22 protein-coding genes and 1 pseudogene are annotated in these 22,499 nt (G+C 69.7%); 7 read left to right on the top strand and 16 right to left on the bottom strand.

Annotation, left to right across the window (positions count from 1 at the left end; genetic code table 11):
• The first annotated feature begins 177 nt into the window (after positions 1 to 177).
• The 4 genes and pseudogenes from AB0M80_RS35075 to AB0M80_RS35060 form a co-directional block, all read left to right on the top strand.
• Positions 178 to 825: a hypothetical protein gene (locus AB0M80_RS35075; RefSeq protein WP_364573533.1), complete on the top strand. Its 648-nt coding sequence runs from the start codon at positions 178 to 180 to the stop codon at positions 823 to 825.
• A complete protein-coding gene (locus tag AB0M80_RS35070; RefSeq protein WP_364573531.1) occupies positions 822 to 1,364 on the top strand; it encodes an ATP-binding protein in 543 nt (180 codons plus the stop codon). Before AB0M80_RS35075 ends, AB0M80_RS35070 begins: the two co-directional genes overlap by 4 nt.
• Complete coding sequence (locus AB0M80_RS35065) at positions 1,361 to 2,191, top strand: shikimate dehydrogenase (RefSeq protein ID WP_364573529.1); 831 nt, start codon at positions 1,361 to 1,363, stop codon at positions 2,189 to 2,191. Before AB0M80_RS35070 ends, AB0M80_RS35065 begins: the two co-directional genes overlap by 4 nt.
• Positions 2,192 to 2,248: 57 nt before the next feature.
• Positions 2,249 to 2,446 (top strand): annotated as a pseudogene (locus AB0M80_RS35060) (SDR family oxidoreductase); the annotation flags it as partial.
• A gap of 378 nt (positions 2,447 to 2,824) precedes the next feature.
• On the opposite strand, the gene AB0M80_RS35055 reads toward AB0M80_RS35060, so the two are convergent.
• The 8 genes from AB0M80_RS35055 to AB0M80_RS35020 all read right to left on the bottom strand — a co-directional run bounded on the left by AB0M80_RS35055 (position 2,825) and on the right by AB0M80_RS35020 (position 9,861).
• Positions 2,825 to 3,247 (bottom strand): TIM barrel protein, encoded by a 423-nt coding sequence (locus tag AB0M80_RS35055; protein WP_364573527.1) that lies wholly within the window; start codon positions 3,245 to 3,247, stop codon positions 2,825 to 2,827.
• Between the two features lie 3 nt (positions 3,248 to 3,250).
• The gene (locus AB0M80_RS35050) at positions 3,251 to 4,240 is read right to left on the bottom strand and encodes a Gfo/Idh/MocA family oxidoreductase (protein WP_364573525.1); all 990 of its coding nucleotides are present in this window, start codon (positions 4,238 to 4,240) and stop codon (positions 3,251 to 3,253) included.
• Positions 4,237 to 5,127: a sugar phosphate isomerase/epimerase family protein gene (locus AB0M80_RS35045; RefSeq protein ID WP_364573523.1), complete on the bottom strand. Its 891-nt coding sequence runs from the start codon at positions 5,125 to 5,127 to the stop codon at positions 4,237 to 4,239. Before AB0M80_RS35045 ends, AB0M80_RS35050 begins: the two co-directional genes overlap by 4 nt.
• On the bottom strand, positions 5,124 to 5,642 hold the full coding sequence (locus AB0M80_RS35040) for a VOC family protein (protein ID WP_364573521.1): 519 nt from the start codon (positions 5,640 to 5,642) through the stop codon (positions 5,124 to 5,126). The genes AB0M80_RS35045 and AB0M80_RS35040 overlap by 4 nt, the downstream gene beginning before the upstream one ends.
• Positions 5,643 to 5,671: 29 nt before the next feature.
• Positions 5,672 to 6,667 (bottom strand): LacI family DNA-binding transcriptional regulator, encoded by a 996-nt coding sequence (locus tag AB0M80_RS35035; protein ID WP_364573519.1) that lies wholly within the window; start codon positions 6,665 to 6,667, stop codon positions 5,672 to 5,674.
• Positions 6,648 to 7,643, bottom strand: a complete 996-nt coding sequence (locus tag AB0M80_RS35030) for a Gfo/Idh/MocA family oxidoreductase (RefSeq protein ID WP_364573517.1) — start codon at positions 7,641 to 7,643, stop codon at positions 6,648 to 6,650. Before AB0M80_RS35030 ends, AB0M80_RS35035 begins: the two co-directional genes overlap by 20 nt.
• Before the next feature lie 677 nt (positions 7,644 to 8,320).
• On the bottom strand, positions 8,321 to 9,190 hold the full coding sequence (locus AB0M80_RS35025; protein WP_364573515.1) for an alpha/beta hydrolase: 870 nt from the start codon (positions 9,188 to 9,190) through the stop codon (positions 8,321 to 8,323).
• 101 nt (positions 9,191 to 9,291) lie between these two features.
• Positions 9,292 to 9,861, bottom strand: coding sequence for a TetR/AcrR family transcriptional regulator (locus AB0M80_RS35020; RefSeq protein ID WP_364573513.1), 570 nt, complete (start codon positions 9,859 to 9,861; stop codon positions 9,292 to 9,294).
• A gap of 84 nt (positions 9,862 to 9,945) precedes the next feature.
• Between AB0M80_RS35020 and AB0M80_RS35015 the strand changes: the two genes are divergently transcribed.
• Positions 9,946 to 10,245, top strand: a complete 300-nt coding sequence (locus AB0M80_RS35015; protein ID WP_364573511.1) for an EthD family reductase — start codon at positions 9,946 to 9,948, stop codon at positions 10,243 to 10,245.
• Positions 10,246 to 10,303: 58 nt separating this feature from the next.
• Here AB0M80_RS35015 and AB0M80_RS35010 read toward each other — a convergent pair whose 3' ends face one another.
• Together AB0M80_RS35010 and AB0M80_RS35005 are read right to left on the bottom strand one after the other, a co-directional pair.
• On the bottom strand, positions 10,304 to 11,257 hold the full coding sequence (locus AB0M80_RS35010) for an enolase C-terminal domain-like protein (RefSeq protein ID WP_364573509.1): 954 nt from the start codon (positions 11,255 to 11,257) through the stop codon (positions 10,304 to 10,306).
• A gap of 148 nt (positions 11,258 to 11,405) precedes the next feature.
• A complete protein-coding gene (locus AB0M80_RS35005; protein WP_364573507.1) occupies positions 11,406 to 12,560 on the bottom strand; it encodes a gluconate:H+ symporter in 1,155 nt (384 codons plus the stop codon).
• Between the two features lies 1 nt (position 12,561).
• Between AB0M80_RS35005 and AB0M80_RS35000 the strand changes: the two genes are divergently transcribed.
• Positions 12,562 to 12,891 (top strand): IclR family transcriptional regulator C-terminal domain-containing protein, encoded by a 330-nt coding sequence (locus AB0M80_RS35000; protein ID WP_364573505.1) that lies wholly within the window; start codon positions 12,562 to 12,564, stop codon positions 12,889 to 12,891.
• Positions 12,892 to 13,150: 259 nt separating this feature from the next.
• Here the strand turns inward: AB0M80_RS35000 and AB0M80_RS34995 are convergent, their stop codons facing one another.
• Positions 13,151 to 14,977 carry a TIM barrel protein gene (locus tag AB0M80_RS34995; protein ID WP_364573503.1) on the bottom strand — a complete coding sequence of 609 codons (1,827 nt, stop codon included), beginning with the start codon at positions 14,975 to 14,977 and terminating at the stop codon, positions 13,151 to 13,153.
• Positions 14,964 to 15,902, bottom strand: coding sequence for a shikimate dehydrogenase (locus AB0M80_RS34990; RefSeq protein WP_364573582.1), 939 nt, complete (start codon positions 15,900 to 15,902; stop codon positions 14,964 to 14,966). Before AB0M80_RS34990 ends, AB0M80_RS34995 begins: the two co-directional genes overlap by 14 nt.
• A 125-nt stretch (positions 15,903 to 16,027) precedes the next feature.
• Here AB0M80_RS34990 and AB0M80_RS34985 point away from each other — a divergent pair, with 125 nt between their 5' ends.
• Positions 16,028 to 16,690, top strand: a complete 663-nt coding sequence (locus AB0M80_RS34985; protein WP_364573501.1) for a TetR/AcrR family transcriptional regulator — start codon at positions 16,028 to 16,030, stop codon at positions 16,688 to 16,690.
• A gap of 3 nt (positions 16,691 to 16,693) precedes the next feature.
• On the opposite strand, the gene AB0M80_RS34980 is transcribed toward AB0M80_RS34985, so the two are convergent.
• The 4 genes from AB0M80_RS34980 to AB0M80_RS34965 all read right to left on the bottom strand — a co-directional run bounded on the left by AB0M80_RS34980 (position 16,694) and on the right by AB0M80_RS34965 (position 21,935).
• Positions 16,694 to 17,452: an N-acyl homoserine lactonase family protein gene (locus AB0M80_RS34980; protein ID WP_364573499.1), complete on the bottom strand. Its 759-nt coding sequence runs from the start codon at positions 17,450 to 17,452 to the stop codon at positions 16,694 to 16,696.
• Positions 17,449 to 18,804: an MFS transporter gene (locus tag AB0M80_RS34975; protein WP_364573497.1), complete on the bottom strand. Its 1,356-nt coding sequence runs from the start codon at positions 18,802 to 18,804 to the stop codon at positions 17,449 to 17,451. The genes AB0M80_RS34980 and AB0M80_RS34975 overlap by 4 nt, the downstream gene beginning before the upstream one ends.
• A gap of 225 nt (positions 18,805 to 19,029) precedes the next feature.
• The gene (locus tag AB0M80_RS34970) at positions 19,030 to 20,499 is read right to left on the bottom strand and encodes an alpha/beta hydrolase domain-containing protein (protein ID WP_364573495.1); all 1,470 of its coding nucleotides are present in this window, start codon (positions 20,497 to 20,499) and stop codon (positions 19,030 to 19,032) included.
• Positions 20,496 to 21,935: an alpha/beta hydrolase domain-containing protein gene (locus AB0M80_RS34965; protein ID WP_364573493.1), complete on the bottom strand. Its 1,440-nt coding sequence runs from the start codon at positions 21,933 to 21,935 to the stop codon at positions 20,496 to 20,498. The genes AB0M80_RS34970 and AB0M80_RS34965 overlap by 4 nt, the downstream gene beginning before the upstream one ends.
• Positions 21,936 to 22,499: the final 564 nt, after the last annotated feature.

Here is a 22,499-nt window from a genome sequence, read left to right as displayed (position 1 = left end):
ATCCGATGCGGGACCCGTTCCGGGGGCGCGCCACCCGGCGAGGGGGATCGCAGGGGCCGAAGCTCCGCGAACTCCATGATCGTCTCCACAATGAGATCGGTTGCTGAGATCGGTTGCAGAGACAGTAAGAAGCATGCGACCATTTGTCAATCACGCCCTAGATCAGAGGGGACATCGGTGTTCACCAAGCTTGCGACACTCCGCACGATCGACGAGTCGGGCGCTGTGCTCATCGTTCGGCTGCCCGACGCGGACAGCGCGGAGCGCGTCGCGCACGCCGCGATCGAAGGCGGGTTCCGCGCCCTGGAGATCACGCTCTCCATCCCCGGCGCCGTCGAGCTCATCCGACGGTTGGCCACCCGGTACGCACCGGACGGTGTCGCCGTGGGGGCGGGAACCGTCCTCGACGGCTACGCCGCGTACGAGTGCATCCGAGCCGGTGCGGCCTTCCTGGTCAGCCCACAGCTCAACGCCGAGATGATCCGCGTCGCCAACCGCTACCAGGTGCCGACGATCAGCGGGGCCTTCACCCCGACCGAGATCCTCGAGACGGCCGAGGCGGGTGCGGACATCGTCAAGATGTTCCCGACCGAGAACGCGGGTATCCCCTACGCCAAGGCCGTGCTCGCGCCGCTGGCGCACCTGCCGATCATGCCCGCCGGCGGGGTGACTGCCGAGAACGTCAAGGAGTGGTTCGCGGCAGGAGTGGCGGGCGTCGGCGTGGGCAGCGCCGTCACCAAGGCGTGGCAGCCTGACGGCGACTTCACCCGGGTGACCGCCGCCGCCCGCGACTTCCTGATGGCGGTGCGGGACGCGCGCCGATGAACGCGCCGACCCTGCACATCGTCATCGGCACGGCGGGCTCCGGCAAGTCGACGATCGCCCGGCGCCTCGCCCGGCAGTACGGCGCCGCGTACCTCGACAAGGACGCGATGAGCGCGCGGTTCGTCGAGGCCGCCCTGGTGTCGGCCGGGTACGACCCCGGCGACCGCGAGGCCAACCCGTTCTACCGCGACCACATCCTGCCCCTCGAGTACGACTCGCTGCTCGACGTCGCCGGGGCCAACCTCCGCCTCGGTCGCCCCGTGGTGGTCGACGCACCCTTCAGCCCCTACCTGTCCGACCCCACCTTCATCACCGCGGCCGCGGAGCGCTTCGACTGGCCGCCGATCGACGTGGAGGTGGTACGGGTCCGCGTCTCCCCGAGGACGCTGCAGGACCGGCTGCGCAAGCGTGGCCTCGAACGCGACCAGGCCAAGCTCGCCCATTGGGACGAGTACTGGGCCGCGCACGGCGGGCTCCGGTGCGCGTGGACCGGCGTACGGCTGTCGGAGCTCTCCAACGACGCTCAGGAGGTCCGATGATCAGTGGAACGACCACCCTCGTCGCGCACCTGGGCTACCCCACGCACACGTTCAAGTCGTCGCTGATCTGCAACCCCTGGTTCGAGAAGAACGGCATCGACGCCGTCGTCGTCCCGATGGGGATCAAGGCCGAGGACTACCCGGGCTTCTTCCGATCGATCTTCACCCTCACCAACATCCGCGGTGCGCTGGTCACCATGCCGCACAAGGTCACCACCATGGAGCTGGTGGACGAGATCAGCCCGACCGCCGCGATCGCCGGCGCGACGAACGCCGTCCTGCGGCGGGAGGACGGGTCGCTCCTCGCCGACCAGTTCGACGGCGCCGGCTTCGTCCGCGGCATGCTGCGCAAGGGGTTCAACCCGTCCGGGAAACGCGCGCTGGTCGTCGGCAACGGCGGGGTCGGTTCTTCGATCGCCGCGTCGCTGGCCGGCCTCGGCCTGGCCGAGATCGGCTTGTTCGATCCCGACGCGGCCGCCTCTGAAGCGCTCTCCCAGCGCATCGGCCTGCACTACGCGGACGTGAAGGTCGTGATCGGGTCGAGGGATCCCGAGGGCTACGACCTGATCGTGAACGCCACCCCCATCGGAATGAACGACGGCGATCCACTGCCTGTCGACGTCGACCGCGTCGCCCCCGGTTCGTATGTCGGAGATGTCGTGCTCAAGACCGACATCACCCCGTTCCTGCAGGCAGCCGAGGACAAGGGCTGCACGATCCAGGTCGGCAGCGACATGTTGTTCGAGCTGATTCCCGCCTACCTGGAGTTCTTCGGTTTCGACGACGCCACACCCGAGGCGCTGCGCGCGGCTGCGCAGCGAGCGTGACGACCACGGCACGCGGACGGTGTCCGTTGTCGAGTTCGTCCCTGTCAATCCCTCAAGAAGAAAAGGGAAGACATCATTCCGCTGTCGCGAATCGGGGAACCCGCGGACATCGCGAATGTGATCGAGTTTCTGGTAGTTGCATTGTCGGGCTATGTCACGGGGCAAGACATCTGCGTCGACGGCGGCTTCTCCAAATCTATTCTCAGCCATATTCCCGGTCGGCCAAGCTCCAGCGCGGTCTCGCGGGATCGGTGAGTGCGCCACTACGGCAACGTCATCGGCGGTCAACGCCTCGCGCACACCGCCGCACTGTAGGCGGGCCAGGTCAGTTTCCGATCCCGCGACCCCGGCCGCGAGCGCGCAAGCCATCGACCCTGCCCCCGGCGGGCCCAGCCCGCCCTCCGCAAGCACCACGGTCGCGCAGCCCGCGCCCTGGGCAAGCTCAGAACCCCCGGACGGCAATGGTGGCCGAGGCGAAGGCGCAGGGGCTGGCACTGACCAGCCCGGAGGAGAACCGGGCCGACCCGGATCGTGAGTCAACGAACGTGCGGAACGGCACCCGGCCGAAAACGGTGGCCTCGAATGCCGCCGGTGTAGTTCATATCTCTCACACTTGAGTTAGTTTCCCAATTTTCATCCTTTATTTCCAAGGTTGCGCATTGCTTGATTGAACTCATGTAGCGTGTTTTCTTCGCGAATTACCTCGAGAACAACATTGCTTACTCCACATGTTGCAATAGATTCCTGATACGAGAGCAAACCCACTACGGGATCCTCTTCTATGTAAGCAGCATTGGCGACGTCGTACACGGTCTTAAGCGCATCATCGTTGACGGTACTGACGATACCCGCCAGATCCTGGACGGTAGGCGTGAAACAATAGGGAGTGTTTTCCAGCAGGAGCCGCGTGCCGGCCTGCTTGGCCAGTGGAATCAGATCGCCCAGACTCTCATGACTTCGAACGTCGAGTACCCGTTCTCGACCAGTTCCGCAATGGCATCGATCGCCGTAGCCGACCATAGATACGAAAACGTGTTGATGATCACGTCGAAACACCCCTCACTTCTTGGCGTGGCTGCTCCAGGCCCGTCCGGGTTGCTCTTCGGTGGGGAGCCCGGCGGCGGCGAGGATGCGATCGAGGAGGAGCTGGGTCTTCACCGCGTCAGCTCCCGACGTCAAGGGCTCACCGCGGTCCCGGACGCGGTCCAGGAAGTGGTGAACCGCTCCGGCGAAGCCGAACGTCTGCGTCGCCGTCGCCCAGCCGAAGGCCTCGGGCGACATCTCGCGCACGGTCGTCCCTTCGGGCCGGCTGATCGAGATCCGGTCGGGCGCGGTGACGTTCGCGCTCGCCCCGTCTCCGTAGGCGTCGAGTTTCTCGCTCCAGCCGCCGGCGTCGCGGGCCCCCACGAGCACGCCGGTGTGACCGTTGTCGAACCGGACGAGCGCGGCCACGCCGTCCTCTTGCCAGCGGTCCTCGCCGGCCGCGTGCGCGCTGGCGTCGACGGGCTCGCCCCCGCAGTACCAGCGCAGCAGGTCGACCATGTGGATCGCGTTCTCGAAGGTGGCGCGGTACTCGGAGCCTGCCCGGTTCTTCTGGGCGACGCAGAAGCTCGCGCCGCTCTCCCCGAAAGCCGCGCGACCGGCTTCGTACACCGGAGCGAAGCGGCGGTTGAACCCGACCATGAGCACCCGTTCTCGTACGGCGGCCAGCTCGGCGAGGGACTGCGCGTCGGACGCGCTCGTCGCCAGCGGCTTTTCGCAGAAGACGTCGACGCCGGCCTCCAGCGCGAGTCGCGTCGCGTGAACGTGCTCCGACCGGGGCGTGAGGACGAACAACGCGTCCAGTTCCTCCGCCTCGAGCAACGCCTCGACCGTCGGATAGGCACGGCGGAAGCCCCAGCGCCGCATCAGGGGCTGCGGGTCATCCTTGCGGGTGACCAGGCCCCGCAGCTCCACGTCGTCGCGCGCGACGAGGGTCGGGAGCTGGGCGATGCTCGCGATGTTGCCGGCGCCCGCCACACCGATGCGCAGCACATCCGGACTCGTCACGCGGGCACCACCGTGGCGAGCATCTTGCGGAGCGCGAGCGCGGATTCCTTGAAGCCGATCGCGGGGTCGGGCAGGTCCTGAGGGTGCCACCGGTACTCGTACTCGAGGGAGAGCACGTCGTCGTAGCCGCGGCGCACGAGCTCCTGGAGGATGTCGGGCCACGGCACGACGCCCGTACCGACGACCCGGGACCGGACGGCGCGTTCCTCGGCCTTGACCCGGGCGGTGTCCGAGGCCCGGAAGGGCGCCTCCGGGTCCTTGAAGACCAGGTCCTTCACGTGCACGTGGCCGACGAGCTCGCCCTGGACGGCAAAAGCCTCCTGCCAGGTCTCGTCATGGGTGAAGGTCAGGTTGGCCTGGTCGTACAGGACGCGGACGGAGGGGAGGCCGACCTCGCTGACGAGACGGGCGGTATCGGCCGCGGTCTGCGTCATGGTGCCGAAGTGGTTCTCGACGCAGAGCACGACGCCCGCGTCCGCGGCCTCGGGCGCGAGGACGGTCAGCGCGCTCCGCAGCTGCTCCCAGTGCCGGGCGTGATCGGTGTCCCCCGGGTGCCAGGCGCCGGCGTACACCCGGACGCGGGTTGCACCGACAGTGTGCGCGGCCTCGAGGCATGCGCGGAGTTCGTCGATCCCCTGCTGCCGGCTCGCCGCGTCGACGCTGTTGATGGAGGTCGTGTACGGGGTGAGCGCGATGATCGGGACACCTTCGGCGTCGGCGATCGCGGCGGCCTGCCGCGCGGACCGCGGGTCCGAGGGGCTGATGGCCGCCGGGTAGTCGTCCTGGTAGATGACCTCGGCGGCGTCGAGACCTGCCGTGCCGAAGAGACGCAACGCTTCGGCGAGGTCACGGCCCGGGGTTCCCAGCGTGTGTCCGGCGATGATCATGAGAGGGGCGTGCTCCTTCTTGGCGGGCGGTTCCAGTCCGCCGGGCCGACGAGGTTCGGGGGGTTCTGCACTCGGGACCGGTCCACGAGCTCCATCAGCAAGCCCCACGGGGTGACGAAGTACGTCCACCGGTTGCCGGCCACGAGGGGGCTGTCGGGACCGACTTCCTTACGTCCGCCGAGGACCCGGACGTCCGGGATCGTGCCGAGGTGGGCGATCGCCGCGTCGACGTCGTCGACGACGAAGCACAGGTGATGACCGCCCCGGTCGCTGTGCCGGGGGTGCTGGGTCCGCTGGTCCGCCGACTGCCACTCGAACAGCTCGACGTTCAGGTTCGGCGGGAGCCGCAGCATGGCGAGTTCGAGGGCAGCGTCCGGCGGGACGTCGAAGTTCGCCGGCATGAAAGACGGATCGGGACCGCGCTGGGAGCGGTAGAGTTCCTCCGCCCCGAGGACCTCGACGAAGAAGCGCACCGCCTCGTCCAGGTCCGGGACCGTGTACGCGGCATGGTCCACGTGACGGAGCCCGGGCAGCAGCCGGCCGGTCACCGGACCGGCCTGGTCGAGGAGCGGACGAGGAGCTGCGGCTGGAGCACCACGTGCTCGACCGGGCCGCCGTTCGCCGCCTGCTCGGCGAGCCGGATCGCGATGCGGCCCATCTCGGCGATGGGTTGCTGCACCGAGGTCAGCGGCGGGTTGCTGCGGGCACCGAGCGCCAGACCGTCGAAGCCCACCACCGAGACGTCGCCGGGAACCGACATCCCGCGCGAGCCGAGCGAGCTGATGAGCCCGAAAGCGACCAGGTCGTTGCCCGCGATGACGGCTGTCGGCCGTTCACGCAGGCTCACGAGCTCTTCTGCGGCACGTTCGCCGGCGTCGACGCCGATCCCGCTGCTGTCCAGCTCGATCGGCGTCATCCCGTGCTTCTCCGCCAGCGTCCGGTAAGCCTGGCGCCGGTCCGCGGCGGTGTGCGTCCCCGCGATCCCCGAGACGTAGGCGATGGAGGTGTGCCCGAGCTCGAACAAGTGGTCCAACGCGAGCGCGATCCCGGTCGCGCTGTCGACGGTCACCGTGGACGTCTGATCGCCGGACTCGACCCGGTCGATGACGACCAGCCGCTTTCCGAAGCCCGAGGACTCGAACTCGGCGGGAAAGACCCGGGTGTAGGGCGCGATCACCGCGAAAGGCGCGTACATCGCCTGCATGGCGTCGAGGTACCGGGCCGTGGCGTCCGCCTCGTTCTCCGTCACGCACAGCACCAGCTGGTAGCCACGCTCCCCCGCGGCGGCCGTCATGGCCTTCGCGAGCTCGGCGAAGTACGGGTTGGTGATGTCGGGGACGACCAGCGGCACGAGGGTGCTGACCTTGGTTCGGAGCGCCTGGGCGAGCGGGCTCATCCGGTAGCCCATGGAGGCCGCCACCTGGCGGACGTGGTCGAGGGTCTCCCGCTTGACGGCCTCGGGGCGGGAGAACGCCCGCGAGACCGTCGACTTGTGGACCCCGGCGGCCGCCGCTACCTCGTCAATGCTGGGTGTGGACACCGGTTCTCTCCTGTCGGCCGTGCGCGTACGCGTCCCAGATGACAGCCATCGTGCTCTCGAGATCGCTGATCCGCGGGAGCTCCACGAAATCACGTCTCAGCTGCTCGGCCACCTGGTCGACGAACAATCCGTACAACGGGTCGCTGTCCACGTCGATGAGTGCGGTCTCCGTGACGCCGTCGACGGAAGTGAACGACGCGTTCCCGTCGGACCAGATGGTCGCGGTGCCCGCGGCGCCGATCCGCATGAAGGAGCAGTGCCGCTTGAGCGGCGACCCGGGGAACGCATACCCCACCTCGATGGTGGCGATCCGCCCGTCGGCCGTGGTCAGCGTCATCGAGGCGTAGTCCTCGACGCCGCGGCGGTGCAGCGTCGACGACAGGGCCGCCGTCACCGCTACTTCCTCCGCACCGGCCGAGCGGAGGAAGAGATCCACGAAGTGCGGAGCGAGGTTGACCATGCACCCGCCGCCGGCGCGCTCGACGTCGACCATCCACGGACTGCCGCCGACGAGGTAGCGGTCGGGCGGGCCCGCGATGAACTGCACGCTCTCGTACACCGAGCGGCCGGCTCTCGCCAGCCAGCGGTCGGCCGGGCCTCCCCGCTGCACGAGAGGCACGGCGATCGGTACCCCGGCAGCCTCCGCGGCCGCGCGGACGTCGACCAGCTCCTGCAACGACACCCCGGCCGGCTTCTCCACGACGAGCGGGATGCGCCGGGCGACGAGAGCGAGGCAGACCTCGCGCATCACGTCGTGCGGGACGAAGACGTACGCCAGCTCGGCATCCCCATGAGCCGCGAGCACTTCCTCCCAGGACTGGTAGAGAGGCGCGCCCCAGAGACGCGCAAGGTGCTCCGCGCGCGACGGGTCGGGATCGCTGACCCCCACGACGTCGTGCTGCTCGGCCATCCGGTCCGCGCACAGGGGCACATGCCAGTGCGACGCACCGAGGATGATCGTCTTGGCCTTCTTCATGTCTGCGCACCACTGCGGCCGAATATCCCATCGGGGAACTGGCCGGCCCGCAGGGCTTGGCGGCGCCTGGCCAACGCACGATCACCGGGGTCATCGACGACACCAAGAGCCCGGTCATCTGCGTCTACGTGCGATGGCCCGGGCAGCGCGTCGCGACGTACGCAGCCGGCATGCAGATCGCCAGGGCCAGTGGTCACGAACCCCCCATGAGATCGGTTGCTGAGATCGGTTGCAGAAAAAGTTAACGGAGGACCACCTACGTGTCAACCACGGATCGATCCAACGCGGGCCGCAAACCCGCCGGAGAACGCCGGAGGCGCTGGCACGCCGGGCCAGTGACTCGCTAGCCGAGCCCGGGCTCCAGGAGGATCTTCGCCGCGTCGCCGCTGAGCAGGCCGATCGCGTCCGCGGTTTCGGACAGGCGCATCCGTGGGTGACCAGCCAGTCGAGTTCGAGGCGGCCGGAGTCGACCAGCAACAACGTCTGCTCCCACGTGTCCCAGAGGCGGCGGCCGAAGATACCCCGGAGTGTGCTGCCTTTCTTGTTGATGCGGGCCGCGATGTCGACCGGAATGGGTGACGCGACGGCCGGCGCCGGTGACGAGAACGAGGTCGTGCTCAGCCACCACTGGCCCCTTCGAGTTGGGGCACCTCGACCACCGGGTGGCTCAGCGGTGGTCAGTCCCCCGCGTTCAGCACCGCGGCCAGTACCTCGGGCCGTTCCAGGGCGATGAAGTGACCCGCTCCCGGCACCTGGGTGAATTCGGCGTCGGGCAGCAGGTCCTTGTTGGCGGTCCGGTCCGAGGGCCGGGACCAGTCCTTCTCGCCGTAGACGAGGTGGATGGGGGCCTTGACTTCGGGGTAGCGCGAGCGGGCCGCGATCAGGCTGGGCAGGTTCTGGTACACGCCACGGGCCACGGCGGGGTAGCCGGGGCGGCTGCCCACTTGGAGGAGCTCGTCGACGTAGTCCGGGCGCAGGGCGCTCTTGTCGCCCAGGCCACCCTGCAGGATCCTCCGGAGAGCAGCCTTGGGCTCGACCGCTGCGACCACGGGGCCGACGCCCGGCGCGAGGACGCCGGCGAGCACCACCCGGGCCAGCAGGCTGGACCGGGCGATGCCGCCGCGGAAGTCGTAGGTGTTCACCGCGATGACGCGCCGGACCCGGTCCGGCAGGTCGGCCGCGGTGGTCAGGGCGAGCACGGCGCCCATGGACTCGCCCAGCAGTGTCACGTCGTCGAGGTCGAGGTCGGCGAGGAGCCGTTCGACCCCCGCGCGCATCGCCGGTTCTTCGTAGGACGCGCCGGGCACGATCTCGGAGTAGCCCATCCCCGGAAGGTCGAGGGCGTAGACGGTGTACCGGTCCGAGACCAGGGGAATGAGCTTGCGGAAGTGCTCGGCCTGCGTGCGCACGGTGTGCAGCAGGACCAGAGGCGCGCCGGTACCCGCCTTGAGGTAGCGCAACGTCCCCTCGTGCCGCCCCCGGGCGGCGAGGGTGTGGCTGGTGGTCCCGGGAACGTCGATGGTGGGACGTAACGTCTGGTCGGGCATTTCGCCTGCTCCTGGTGGGTGACACTGCGGGAAACTGATCGGTTTCCACGAGTGTAAACCGATCAGTTTCCAGTCGCAAGTGGACCTTCGCCCGGCCGGATTCAGCGCAGGCCGGCGACGTCCAGCAGGGTGGCCACGGTGGGCGCGACGAGCCCGTTCAGGTTGTCGGCTCCGATCCCGGCCCGGGCGCTGGCACCGTCGAAGACCAGGATGAGCTGCCGGGCCAGCAGGTCCGGGTCCTTCGCCCCGCCTCGTTCGGCTTCGGCGCGGAAGAAGGTCGTCAGGTTCCGCTTGATCCTGCGGGCCACCTGGCTCGCGGGGTGGCGCTGGTCCTTGAGTTCGATCTGCACGGACAGGTAGCGGCAGCCCTGGAACCCTGGTGCGCCGGCTTGGAGTTCCAGCCGCTCGAAGACGTGCAGGATCCGCTCGCGGGGCGAACGGCCGTCGTCCGCCGGGGGCAGCAGGCCGGCCACGTAGGCGCCGGCGCCCTCCTTCAGGCTCGCGGCCAGCAGTGCGTCCTTGCTTGCGAACAGCTGGTACAGGGACTTCTTCGACACGCCCGCCGCTTTGCAGAGCGCGTCGACTCCGATGCCGACGCCGTCCCGGTAGGTGAGCGTGGCCGCCGCCTCCAACAGGCGTTCCCGGGAGTTCGGTTTCACTTCGGTGGTCATACTGCGACGTTAACCCGGTTCCGACGAAATGAAAACCGATCGGTTTACAGTAGTGCCGAGAAGACCGGCAAAGAGAGGACCCCGATGCACCGGCTCACCGTGCTCTACCCGCCACCCGCCGACGAAGCCCACTTCCGCGACTACTACGTGGCCACTCACCTGCCGCTCGCGGCGAAGCTCCCCGGCCTCGTGCAGTCGCAGTACTCCTTCGAAGTGGCCTCGCTCGGCGGGGAGAGCAGGTACTTCGCCGTTTTCCACGCCGACTTCGAGTCCGCCGAGGCAATGGCCGCCGCGCTCGACTCGGAGGCGGGCAAGGCGGTCGCGGCGGATGTGCCGAACTACGCCACCGGCGGCGTGGAGATGATCCACTACCCGCTCAGCTGACGCCGTGGCCTCCCCCGGCGTGCATCCCCTCGCCCGGGCGCGGTCGTCGGCGACGCGATCACCGCACGAGGCAGGGACGTTTGCCGTCGAACTCCCAGCCGGGAACCAGGTAGCGCATCCCGACCGCGTCGTCCCGGGCCCCCAGCGCCTTCTGCTGGTACAGCTCGTGGGCGGCGAGGAGCCGGTCCCGGTCGAGGTCGATACCGAGGCCGGGAGCACGGGGAACCGCGATCTCGCCGTCGACGATGCGGGGCGGAGCCACGGTGAGCCGTTCCAGGCCTTCCTGCCAGATCCAGTGCGTGTCCAGGGCGTTGTACTCGCCGGGGGCGGCGGCGCCGCAGTGGGTGACCATGGCCAGGGAGATGTCGAAGTGGTTGTTGGAGTGACACCCCCAGGTCAGGCCCATCGCGTGGCACAGCTGAGCCACGCGGACCGAGCCTTGCATGGTCCAGAAGTGCGGGTCGGCCAGGGGGATGGAGATCGAGTTCAGGGCCAGGGCGTGGGTCAGCTGCCGCCAGTCGGTGGCGATCATGTTGGTCGCGGTGGGCAGACCGGTCGCGCGCCGGAACTCGGCGAGGATCTCGCGTCCGGAGTAACCGTCCTCGGCGCCGCACGGGTCTTCGGCGTAGGCGAGGGTGCCGACCAGGGGCCGGCAGAGCTCGATCGCTTCGCGCAGGGACCAGGCGCCGTTCGGGTCGAGCGTGATCCGGGCCTCGGGAAAGCGTTCTTTGAGGGCGAGGATCGCGTCGACCTCTTCTGCGCCGGCCAAGACGCCGCCTTTGAGCTTGAAGTCACGGAAGCCGTACAGCTCGTGGGTGGCCTCGGCCTGGCGGACGATCGCCTCAGGCGTCAGGGCTTCTTCGTGCCGGATCCGGTACCAGTCGGCAGCCGCGCCGGGTTCGCGGACGTATTCGAGGTCGGTGCGGTCGGGGTCACCGACGTAGAACAGGTAGCCGAGGACCCGGACGGAGTCGCGTTGCTGCCCGTCACCGAGCAGGGCCGCGACCGGCACGTCGAGGTGCTGCCCCAGCAGGTCGAGTAGGGGCCGTGGGCGCCGGAAAGGTTCAGCTCCATGCAGTCCCGGCCGGCGACCGGGAAGACGGAAAAGGCGGTGACGATCGGCTGCTTGACGCTCATGGATGTCTTCCTGTGCCGGGTGATCAGAGGTTGAGGGCGTTGAGAATGCCCTCGGCGGCGAGGACGCCGCCGAGACCGAGGACCGCGAGGACCGCGGTGTAGCTGGTCCGGACCTTGACCGCTTCGACGACCGAGAGGTTGAAATATTCCTTGAACAGCCAGAATCCCGGGTCGTTGACGTGGGAGAAGGCGATCGAGCCGCAGGAGACGGCCAGCACCATCATCTCCGGGTGGATCCCGCTGCCGGCCACCAGCGGCAGCACGATGCCGGACGCGGTGACGACGGCGACCGTGGCCGAGCCGAGTGCCACGCGCAGGATGACCGCGATGAGCCACGCGAGGACGAGCGGCGAGATGGGCCAGCTGTGCGTGACGTCCTTGATGTAGTCGGAGATCCCGCCTTCGACGAGGACGTTCTTGAAGGCGCCGCCGGCTCCGATGACCAGCAGGATCATGGCCATCGCCTTGGCCGCCGACGCGCACGAGCCGCCGACCTCTTCCAGGCTCCGGCCGATGCGCGGGCCGAACACCCAGATCGCCAGGAGCAGGGTGAGCAGCAGTGCGATCGGGGCCGAGCCGATGAAGGCGATCAGGTGCAGGAAGTGGCTGTCGCCGGGCACGGCCAGTTCGGTCACCGCGGCGCCGGCGATCAGCACCACGGGGAACAGCGCCACGCCCAGAGACCAGCCGAGGCCAGGCATTTCCTCGTCGGTGAACTCGCGTTCGCCGATCAGGCCCGTGGGCACCGCGGGGTCCATCCGCTTGACGAACGGCAGCCGCGGCCACCCCAGGGCGATGAGCGCGCCGGCCGGAACGGCGATGAACAGGCCGTAGAACAGCGTCAACCCGACCGAGGCGTGGAAGGTCGCGGCGACGGCGGTCGGCCCGGGGTGGGGCGGCAGGAAGCTGTGCATGGTGGACAGGGCGATGGACATCGGCAGCCCGACCCAGAGCAGCTTCGCGCCGGTGACCCGGACGAGGGTGAAGGCGATGGGCACGATGATGACGAAGGCGACCTCGTAGAACATGGTCACGCCGATGAGCATGGACGTGACGACCATGGCCACCTGGACCCATCGCGGGCCGAACGCGTCGAGCAGCTTCCCGGCGATCCGTTGCGCAGCTCCGGAATCGCCCATCACCCGGCCGACCATGGCGCCGAGGCCGATGGTGAGCATCGTGTCGCCGATCTGGCCCGAAGTCGCGCACCTCGCCGAGCCGCTCACCGCGCTGACCGGGAACACGCACACCGACCGCGCGTCGCTGCTGGCCGACCTGGCCCAGGTGCGCGAGCGCGGGTACTCGATCGAACACGAGGAAACCGTGCCGGGGATAGCCGGCTTCGGATTCGCCCTGCGCTACGACACCCCCGCCATCGACGCGATCAGCTGCTCGGTCCCGACGGCCAGGCTCACCGCGGACCACGAAGCCCGCATCGTGACCGTCATGCGCGAGATCCGACTGAAGATCGAGACGCTGCTGGCACCAGGTGCCCCCGACTGGCGGTGACGGTCACACCTGGTTGGCCGGCCATGTCGGAACGCGCTCGCGATACGCCGGACATGCCCGCCACCTGAGCGAGGCTCCTGTCCACGGGATCAGGATGCTTCGGGCAGCGTCCCCCGGGCGGCCACCTCGGCGAGGCAGGCACGCACAGTGCGGGCGACCCGGTGACGCGTGCGCGGCGAACCAGGAGGCCACCGAGCACCGGCCGGGCGGCGGCATCCCGGCTCCACACCGGCGTCACCAATGTCACGGCCTCATGCATCTAGATGCTCTTGGCCGCACGCTGCCGCCGATGGGCGGCCATCCGGACCGGTGAGTTCGCCGCGCCGTCGCCGGCGTAGCCGCCGATTCGTTGCACCACCTCGAAGAACACGCGGCCACCGAGGACCACTGTGAAGAAGTGCAGCAGCTCGCCGTGCTCGTCCCGGTCGTAGAGCACCGACTGCTGCCGCAACGCCGTCAGCAGCTCGGGGTCCGGGGCCAGCCGCGCGTCGAGGTCGTCGTAGTAGTTGCCGGGGATCTCGAGCAGCGGCGCCCCGCGCTCGCGCATCCTGCGCGCGGACGCGAGTGCGTCGCCGGTGGTCAACGCGATGCGCTGCGGCTCACGCACCCCCGGCGCCCACTCACCCCGCCGGAGCAGGGCCGATTCGAGCGCGATGCGGACCCGGCCGGACGGGTCGGCCACCGTCCGGCTGCGCACCAGGCCGAACGGTGCGGCGAACTCCGTCACGGGCTCGGGCTCGAGGCCGAGCACCGCTCGGTAGAACAGCGCCGCCTCGTCGAAGTGGTCGAACGGCTGGGTCAGGGCCAGGTGGTCGATCCCGGTCACCCCGGCGCCCGCGCCGGCAGGCGAGGTCTCCGTGAAGTCGCCGAGCCAGCTGTCGCCGGTCTCGGCGCCGGTGCGGCAGAAGAACACCGAAGTCCCGTCCGGCGCGGCGATCGCCGACAGGTCCGCCTCGTCCGCGCGGTGGCTGCGCGGCAGGATCGGCGCGAGCAGCCGCTGGGCGCGGCGCGCCGAGCCGACCGGGTCCGCGCTCTCCACCGCGACCGCACCGACCGCCGCGCCCGCCGAAGAGCCGGAGCCGTTGAGCAGGATCCGCGCGTTTCCCTGCTGCCACAACCGAACCGGCTTGGACCGGTGGCGCCCGGTTTCGGTGAACCCGAGGCCGCCCAACGCCTCCGCCAGCCGGAGCTCCGCCACGTCGTCGACCGCCAGCTCGACGAACGCGTGCCCGGCCAGCGCCGGCGCCGGCGGCAGCTCCGCGACCCCGAGGGTCTCCTGCAGGCCGAGCAGGGACCGCATCGCGTCGACGGCCGCCGGCGCCGGGTCGGCCTGGCGGAAGACGTCGTTGAACACCTCCAGCGACAACGGCCCGCGGTAACCGGCCGCCAGCACGTGCCCGGTGAACGTCGTCAGGTCGAACGCGCCCTGGCCGGGGAAGAGCCGGTGGTGCCTGCTCCACTGCAGCACGTCCATCTGCAGCCGCGGCGCGTCGGCCAGCTGCAGGAAGAACAGCTTCTCGCCGGGAATCGTGCGGATCGCGAACGGGTCGCTGCCCCGCGACAGGATGTGGAAGCTGTCCAGGCACAGCCCCAGCGCGGGGTGGGCGGCCCGGCGCACGATGCGCCACGAATGCTCGTAGGTGTTGACGAACCGGCCCCACGCCAAGGCTTCGTAGGCGATCCGGATCCCCCGCGCGGCGGCGCGGTCGGCCAGCAGGTGCAGCTGCTCGGCGGCGAGGTCGTCGTCGTCGACCGCGTCCGGGGAGACCGACGAGCACACCAGCATCGTGTCGGCGCCGAGCTGTTCCATGACGTCGAACTTGAGCTCCGCGCGCCGGAGGTTGCGGGCGAGCACGTCCGGCGGCACCGCCTCGAAGTCCCGGAACGGCTGGTACAGGTCGATCGACAGCCCCAGTCCCGCGCAGTGCTCGCTGATTTCCTTCGCCGACCACGACGAGGCGACGAGGTCGTTCTCGAAGATCTCCACCCCGTCGAACCCGGCGCGCGCGGCCGCGGTCAGCTTGTCCTCCAGGGTCCCGGACAGGCAGACGGTCGCGATCGAGCGGCGGGCTTCAGTCGAGGACATCGGCGGGCTGCCTTTCCAGAGGTGGGGTACCGGTGAGATCGGAGAAGTGGCGCAGCATCCGCCCGGCGTCGGGTCGGGCGTCCGTGAACAGGGCGAACGCCTCCGCAGCCTGGAACACGGCCATGCGGCCACCGTCGAGCACCCGGGCGCCCGCGGCGCGGGCGGTACGGACGAGCTCGGTTTCGAGCGGGCGGTAGACGACCTCGGCGACCCACAGGTCCAGGCGCAACAAGCCGGCGGGCAGGGGGAGCCCCGGGTGGGCGGCCATCCCGGTCGGGGTGGCGTGCACGAGCCCGTCCGCGGCGCCGACTGCCGTCGCGAGGTCTGTCCCGGCTGACGCCCGATCGGCACCGAACCGGCCGGCGAGGGCAGTGGCGAGGGCGTCGGCCCGTCCGGCGTCGAGATCGAAGACCTGGATGCGCCCCGCGCCGGCGATGAGCAGGCCGTGGGCCACCGCGGCGCCGGCCCCGCCCGCGCCGAGCACCACGACCGAGCCGAGCTCCGCGTCGGGCAGCCCGGTCCGGAAGGCACGGGCGAAGCCGGACCAGTCGGTGTTGTGCCCGATCGCCCGGCCGTCGCGGAACACGACGGTGTTGACCGCGGCCAGCGCGGCGGCGTCGGGCGACAGCTCATCCAGGTGCTCGAGCACCACCTGCTTGCACGGATGCGTGATGTTCAGCCCGCGATACCCGGCTTCGCGAGCCTCAGCCAGCATCGGACCGACAGCTGCGGCCGGGATATCGTGCTCGTCGAGGTCGAACCGGGCGTAGGCCAGTTCCAGTCCGAGCCGGTCGGCCTCGACCTCGTGCAGCGGCGGGCTCAGCGACGGTCCGATGCCCGCGCCGATCAGCCCGGTGAGAACCGTGCCCGGCGTGGCCCGCGCTGCGTGGGCGCGGATCGCGTCGGCGGCTGATGACAAGGTCACGAGCACCCCCGTAATGTACGAACCAGTACGTTATTTGTACCTCACGGTGTCGCCGCCGTGAAGAGCCTCGGATCCGCGGCGACGTCCTAGAGTGGGAACTCCAGCTGAAGCGAGGAAGGAACTCCGTGGCAGCACCATCGTCGGACGAAGTGGCGACCAGCGGATCCGAGCGCATCCGCGACGCTGACCGGACCCGCGCCGAGATCCTCGACACGGCCGCCCGCGAGTTCGCCGAAAAGGGGTTCGACGGCGCGCGGGTGGACGAGATCGCCGCGAAGACCCGCACCACCAAGCGGATGATCTACTACTACTTCACCAACAAGGACCAGCTGTTCGTCGAGGTGCTCGAACGCGCCTACACGGTCATCCGCTCCCTCGAGCAGAACCTCGACGTCGACCACCTCGACCCGGCCGAGGCGATCCGGCAGCTCGCCGGGCTCACGTTCGACCACCACGAGTCCCATCCGGACTTCGTGCGGCTGGTCAGCATCGAGAACATCCACCGAGCCGAGCACATCGCCCGCTCGAACGCGCTGTCCAACCTGGCCAACCCGGCCCTCGACGTGCTGACCCGCATCCTTGCGCGCGGCCGCGAAGCCGGGCAGTTCCGCGAAGACGTCGACGCGCTCGACGTGCACATGGCCATCAGCGCGTTCTGCGTGTTCCGCACCGCGAACCGCTACACGTTCAACGCCATCTTCGGCCGCGACATGCTCGACCCCGCCCTCCGCGACCACCACCGGCGCATGGTCGCCGACATGCTCGTCAGCTACCTGACGACCCGCTGATCCTCACGCGATCCGCACGATCCGGTCGGCGACCGGCGGGTACTGCGCGAGCACTTCCGGGTCGTGACCCGGCACGACGAGACCGGACCCGGCGGCCAGCTCCTTGACCCGGTCGAAGGCGCCGTACACGCCGGTCATCGAGTGCAGCAGCGGCGCCGGGCGGTCGTGCTCGAGGTTCTCGTGGAAGTGACTGGCGTCCGAGGCCAGCACGACCGGACCGGCGGCGGTCCCGACCCGGACGACCTGCATCCCGGCGGTGTGCCCGCCGACGAGGTGGACGCTGAGTCCCGGCACGACCTCGGCGTCCCCGTCGACCAGGTCGACCGGCCCGGCCCGCACGTGCTCGAGGGCCACTTCGTCGAGCAGCCACCGCTCCCGCTCGATCCGCTTCGCCCACGGACCGGTCCAGTAGTCCACTTCGGACCGTTGCACCACGAACCGCGCGCCGGGGAACTCCGCCACCGTGCCGCAGTGGTCGTAGTGCAGGTGCGTGAGGACGACGCGGCCGACTGCGCCGGGGTCGACGCCGAGCGCGGCGAGCAGCTGGACGGGTTCGACGTAATCGAGCCCGTCCAGCTGTCGCGCCCTCTCCGGCCGGATGCCCGCGTCGACGACCACCGTGTGCTCCGGCGACACCGCCAGCCAGACGTAGTAGGCGGTCGGGTGGGGTTCCGCGGAATCCTCGCCATAGCCCAGGAAGTGCTCGCCGCGGTACCCGGTCCGCCGGCCGTAGCACAGCGCGTAAACCTCGAACACGCTCACCGCGAGACGCCGGCCTCGCTCCGGTCCGGCGCCGGTTCCTTGAGCCCGAGCTGCGCGGTCGGCACCCGGTAGGTCTCCTTCCCGGTGGCCACGGCGATGACGTTCACCAGGCACAGCGCGGCGGTGAAGACGGCCACGCCGAGCCAAGCGCCCCGGCTCGTCCCGGTGACCCCGACCGCGATGGTGGGCAGGAAACCGCTGACCGCGAACCCGATCTGCGTCCCGATCGCGGTGCCCGACAAGCGCACCCGCGCGGGGAACATCTCGCCGTAGAACGACGGCCACACGGCACTCGTGGCGGTGTAGACGATCCCGAACATCCCGATGCCGACGACGAAGATCCACAGGTAGCTGCCGGCCGCGATGGCACCGAGGTACGCGAAGATCAGGATCGCGCAGCCCAGCGAGCCGGCGATGAAGATCTTCTTGCGGCCGAAGCGGTCGGACGACTTGGCCCACAACGGGATCGAAACGACGGCAGCGACGTTGGCCAGCACACCGACCCACAACATGGGCGTCTTGCTGAGCCCGACCGTGTTCACGGCGTAGCTGAGCGCGTAGACGGTGAAGATCGTGCTGACGGAAGCGATCAGCGCGGCCACGACCACGCGCAGGACGTCGGCCCAGTGGTCGCGCAGCAGCACGGCCAGCGGCAGCTTCACCACTTCACCACTGGCGACCTCCTCCTGGAAGACCGGCGTCTCGTCCAGCGAGCGGCGGATGTAGTAGCCCACCAGCACCACGACGGCGCTGAGCCAGAACGGGATCCGCCAGCCCCAGGACAGCAGCTCTTCCTGCGGCAGCGCGGCGACCGGCAGGAACACGGCGGTCGCCAGGATCTGCCCGGCTTGCGTGCCGCTGAGGGTGAAACTCGTGTAGTAGGCGCGCCGGTGCTCGGGAGCGTGCTCGAGGCTCATGGAGTTCGCGCTGGCCTGCTCGCCACCGGCGGACAGGCCCTGGAGCAACCGCAGTACCACCAGCAGGATCGGCGCGGCCACACCCAGCGTCCCGTAGCCCGGCAGGCAGCCGACGAGCACGGTGGACAGTCCCATCAGCAGCAAGGTGATCAGCAGGACCCGTTTGCGGCCGAACTTGTCACCGAGGTGCCCGAGCAGCAGCGCCCCGAGCGGCCGCGACACGTAACCGACCCCGAAGGTCGACAGCGCCAGGAGCGTGCCGGTCGCCGGCGACGAGGCCGGGAAGAAGATCTTGTTGAAGACCAGCGCGGCCGCGGTGCCGTAGATGAAGAAGTCGTAGTACTCGAGAGCACTTCCGATCCACGCGGCCAAGGCCGCCTTCGCGGGCCGGCCCGCGGGCGGGGCGCCGGCAGCGCCCTCCGGACGATCGGTCACGTCGCTCTCCTCTGCGGATGCACCCTTGCACTCACATGAACTAACCGGTTAGGTATGTACCGTACGGTTAATTAGAGAGACTGAAGGGCGCTCGCGAGCTTGTCAAGTACCACTTGCCCCCCTCGGCGACCGGCTCGCCTCAGCGAGCCCGAGGTGACCGGCCGACTCCCGTCCCGCAGCCTGCGGGCGCACCAGCGAGGCGCGGCCGCCGACGTGGTTCCGGGGTCAGTTGGGGACACTGGAGCCGGCCGCCACGTTGATGACCGCGTCGGCGTCCGGACGCGTCAGCCGGCCCTGGCCGACGAGGCGTTCGACCTCGGCGATGAACGGGCGGACGTACGCGCCGTGGTCGGGATAGACGCGCTTCAGCTGCGCCGGGTCGAAGGGAAGCCGATGACCCTGCAGGCCGCAGGTCGTCGCGGGACTGCTCGTCGGGTAGTAGGTCGCGACCGGGACGTCGAGCCACGGGGTGCGGACGCCGCCGAGCGCGTTGCCGAACCGGTCGGTGACGGTCCGGCCGGTGGCGTCGACCTGGATCCGGTCCGCCCGCGGTGGCGCGGTTCCGTGCCGGACCCAGCGATCCAGCTGTGCCTGTGCGGCGTTGAACAGGTAGTGCACCGGGAAGTCCGTGCTCAGGCCGGGGTCGGTGCAGTTGTAGTGGTTGTAGGTGAACCCGGCCTTGGCCAGATCCTCCGGTGACGGGGCGAAGCCGGCGGTGTAGTTGTACGCGTGGGCGGACCCGGGAACCTCGTAGAGCCGGTACCGGTCCTCGCGCGAGTCGGCGTCCGGGCGGCGGGAATAGCCGCCGTCGGAATGGAAGTCGGTCTCGGTCTGGACCCGGATCACCGGCTGCGCGGTCGGGCGGACGACGTTGCGGGGGTCGGCCACCGGAACGGGTGCCGAGCACTTGCCGAGCGGGCGGGGTCCGCCCGCGGCGGCTCCGATCAGGAACCCGTCGTAGACCTGTGCTCGCGGGTGAATGGCGTTGACGTACCGGATCAGGTAGGCGCCGGACTGGGAGTAGCCGGTGGCGTACACCTTCCGCACGTCGAAGCCGCCCATCGGGTTGACCCGGTCGCCTGCTTTCAGCGCGGCGCCGACCTGGGTGAAGATGTCCCAGATCAGGCCGCCCTCAGTGGTGGCCGTGGAGTTCAGCGCCGTACCGGTGCACCGCTGACCCGGTGGCGTGGGATCGGCCCAGGACAGCGCCACGTAGCGTTGCGGGTCGAATGCCCGCAACGCGTCCACCGTGGTCGGTGCGCTGGTGACACCGACATAGGCGGTACCGTCGCGCAGGTACTGGTCGTGGGAGGTCAGCCACATGCGGTCGAGATCCCAGCGGTTGGTCATGTTCATCAGCTCGACCACGACCGTGCCGTCGAAGTCGCGCCGGTCCGCCGGGCGGCGCACGATGATCCGGTTCTCGTACGGGGCACCGCTCCTGGCGACTACGACCCGGCCGGCCGCGTCGTAGTCGTAGACGTTGGCCTTGCCCCGCAGGAAGAACTCCTGCTCGACGTACCCGTGTCCGGCGAGGTCCACAGTAGACGTGTTGAACGGGTGGGAGGCGGCGGTGGCCGGGATGGGCCCGACCAGGTCGACCGACCGGGCCGGTCCCGCCGCGGCCGCCGTCGTCGTGACGCCGGCAACCCCGAGGAGGATGACCAGCACGATGCCGTACTTGCGGCGGCTCATGGCACATCAGCCCTTTCGGCGGCGCGGATCGTGGCGTCGGCGTCCGCCTGGACGAGGAAGCCGTCGCGGACGTTCTGGTTCGTGACCTGGCGAACCGCGCGGACGTACTGCGCATGGGTCGGGTAGAGCTCACGCAAGGTGGTGCCGTCGAACGGGATCCAGGTGCCGCCCTGCGCGCAGGCGCTGTCGCGGTCGGGCGTGAGGCCGGTGTTCCAGCCCGTGTTGCGTTCGGTCGGCGCGTCGACCGCGGCGAGCCGGATGCCGCCCTTGATGATCTGGTAGGCATCCCGGTTGGCCGCGGCCGGCCTGGTCGAGGGGTCGGTCACCTCGATCCGCGGGGCCGCGGGTGGCCGGGTACCGCGGGCGACCCAGCGGACGATGTGGTCGAACATCGCGTCGAGCACGTACTCGTAAGGCACGTTGCTGCGGGCCGGCGCCACGCAGGGCGCGGTCGGCCCGGCCGGCAGGCCCGACACTCCCGCGTCGCGGAGCCGGATCGGGTTGTTCACCAGGTAGGCGTGCCGGTCGGAGTGGGACGCGCCCGCGATCTCCCAGTAGACGAACCGGCCGGTGTCCGGCCGGCGGCGAGCGGCCTGGCCGGCGAGCACGTCGTACTCGCTGGCCGTCTTGAACACCTTGGTGGTCAGGTCGGTCCGCACTCCGGCGCCGCCGTCGACGATCGCGATGGCGTCGTACACCGGTGCGATCGGGTGGACGGAGTTCGCGTAAGTGGTCAGCCGCGACGCCGACTGCGACTGACCGGTCGCGATCAACGTCCGGATGTCGAGTCCCGGCACCGGGTTCGCGCCGCGTGGGTGCCGCAAGGCCTGTGCGGCCTGGCTGAACACGTCGTAGGACAGCGCGTCGTCGGTGACCGTGCCGCCGTCGGTCAGGTCGAGTGAACCGTAGCGGCTTGGGCTCCACGCCTTGAGCCCGCGTGGGGAGTGGACGCCCGTACCCTGGGCACTGACGCCGACCCAGACGTAGCCGGCTTCCAGCAGGTGCCGGAACGAGCGGCTCCACACGACCTCGTAGTCGAACGTGTTGGTCACGTTGTACCACTCGACGACGGCGGTGCCGTTGAACTTCTTCGGTGAGATCGGGCGCCGGACCACGATTCTCGTCCGGTACCCGTGCCCGCCGTCGACGACCGTGCCGGTGGCGCCGTCCGGGGTCGTGTAGCGGTTGGCGGTGCCTTCGATGAAGTACTCCTCTTCGACGTACCCGTACGCCCGGAGGTTCTGGTCGGTGGCGAAGAACGGGTAGTCGTGGGCGGGGTCGCCGGGTGGCGCCTTCGCCGGGATCGGGCCGGTGACCACCGGCGAAGGCACGGCCGCCGGGCCGGCCGGCAGGCTCGACGGTGCCGATTCGGTGGCCGCGGCCGGGCCGGTCACCAAGCCGGCCAGAAGAGCCGCGGCGGCGAGGAAAACGCGCATCTCAGTACACCTCGATCTTGCCGGTGGACCGGGGGCCGGCTGGGGCGTTGAAGAAGTACTCGCCCCCGGTGGTGGACGTGTGGATGAAGGACTCGCCGGGTGCCGGCCGGACGTCGAACAGGCCTTCGAAGAACTGGGTGGCGCCACGCTCGTGCGTGTTGCCGGCATGGTTGGTGAACGTGACCGCCGTCCCGGCCGGGACCCGCGCACGGCGGCGGAGACCGGCAGATCCTTTGTGGACACGTCACGTCGGTACCCCGTCCGCACGGCGGAAGGTCGCTGCAACTCCGGCGATGATCGACTTCCGGCCGGCGGTCGTGGCGCCCACCTCTCCCGACTCCGCAGAGGTCCACCAGGTGGACCACGTGAACCGCCGCACGGGACGAACAATAGGACGAAGTCGAACACCGGCGCAATACGCCTGATGGCCCCAGCGTGCCGGGAGGCAGCCCGGATGAAGCGCTTACTGCTGCCACGCCCTTCCCTATTCCGACACTGGAGCGTATATGTAACTACCTAGTACGTTCACGGGCAAGGAGGCCGCGCCTCTCCCCCGACGCGGCG

This window comes from Amycolatopsis sp. NPDC051045 (assembly GCF_040682955.1).
GTDB lineage: Bacteria > Actinomycetota > Actinomycetes > Mycobacteriales > Pseudonocardiaceae > Amycolatopsis.
This window is presented reverse-complemented; position numbering and strand designations above follow the sequence as displayed.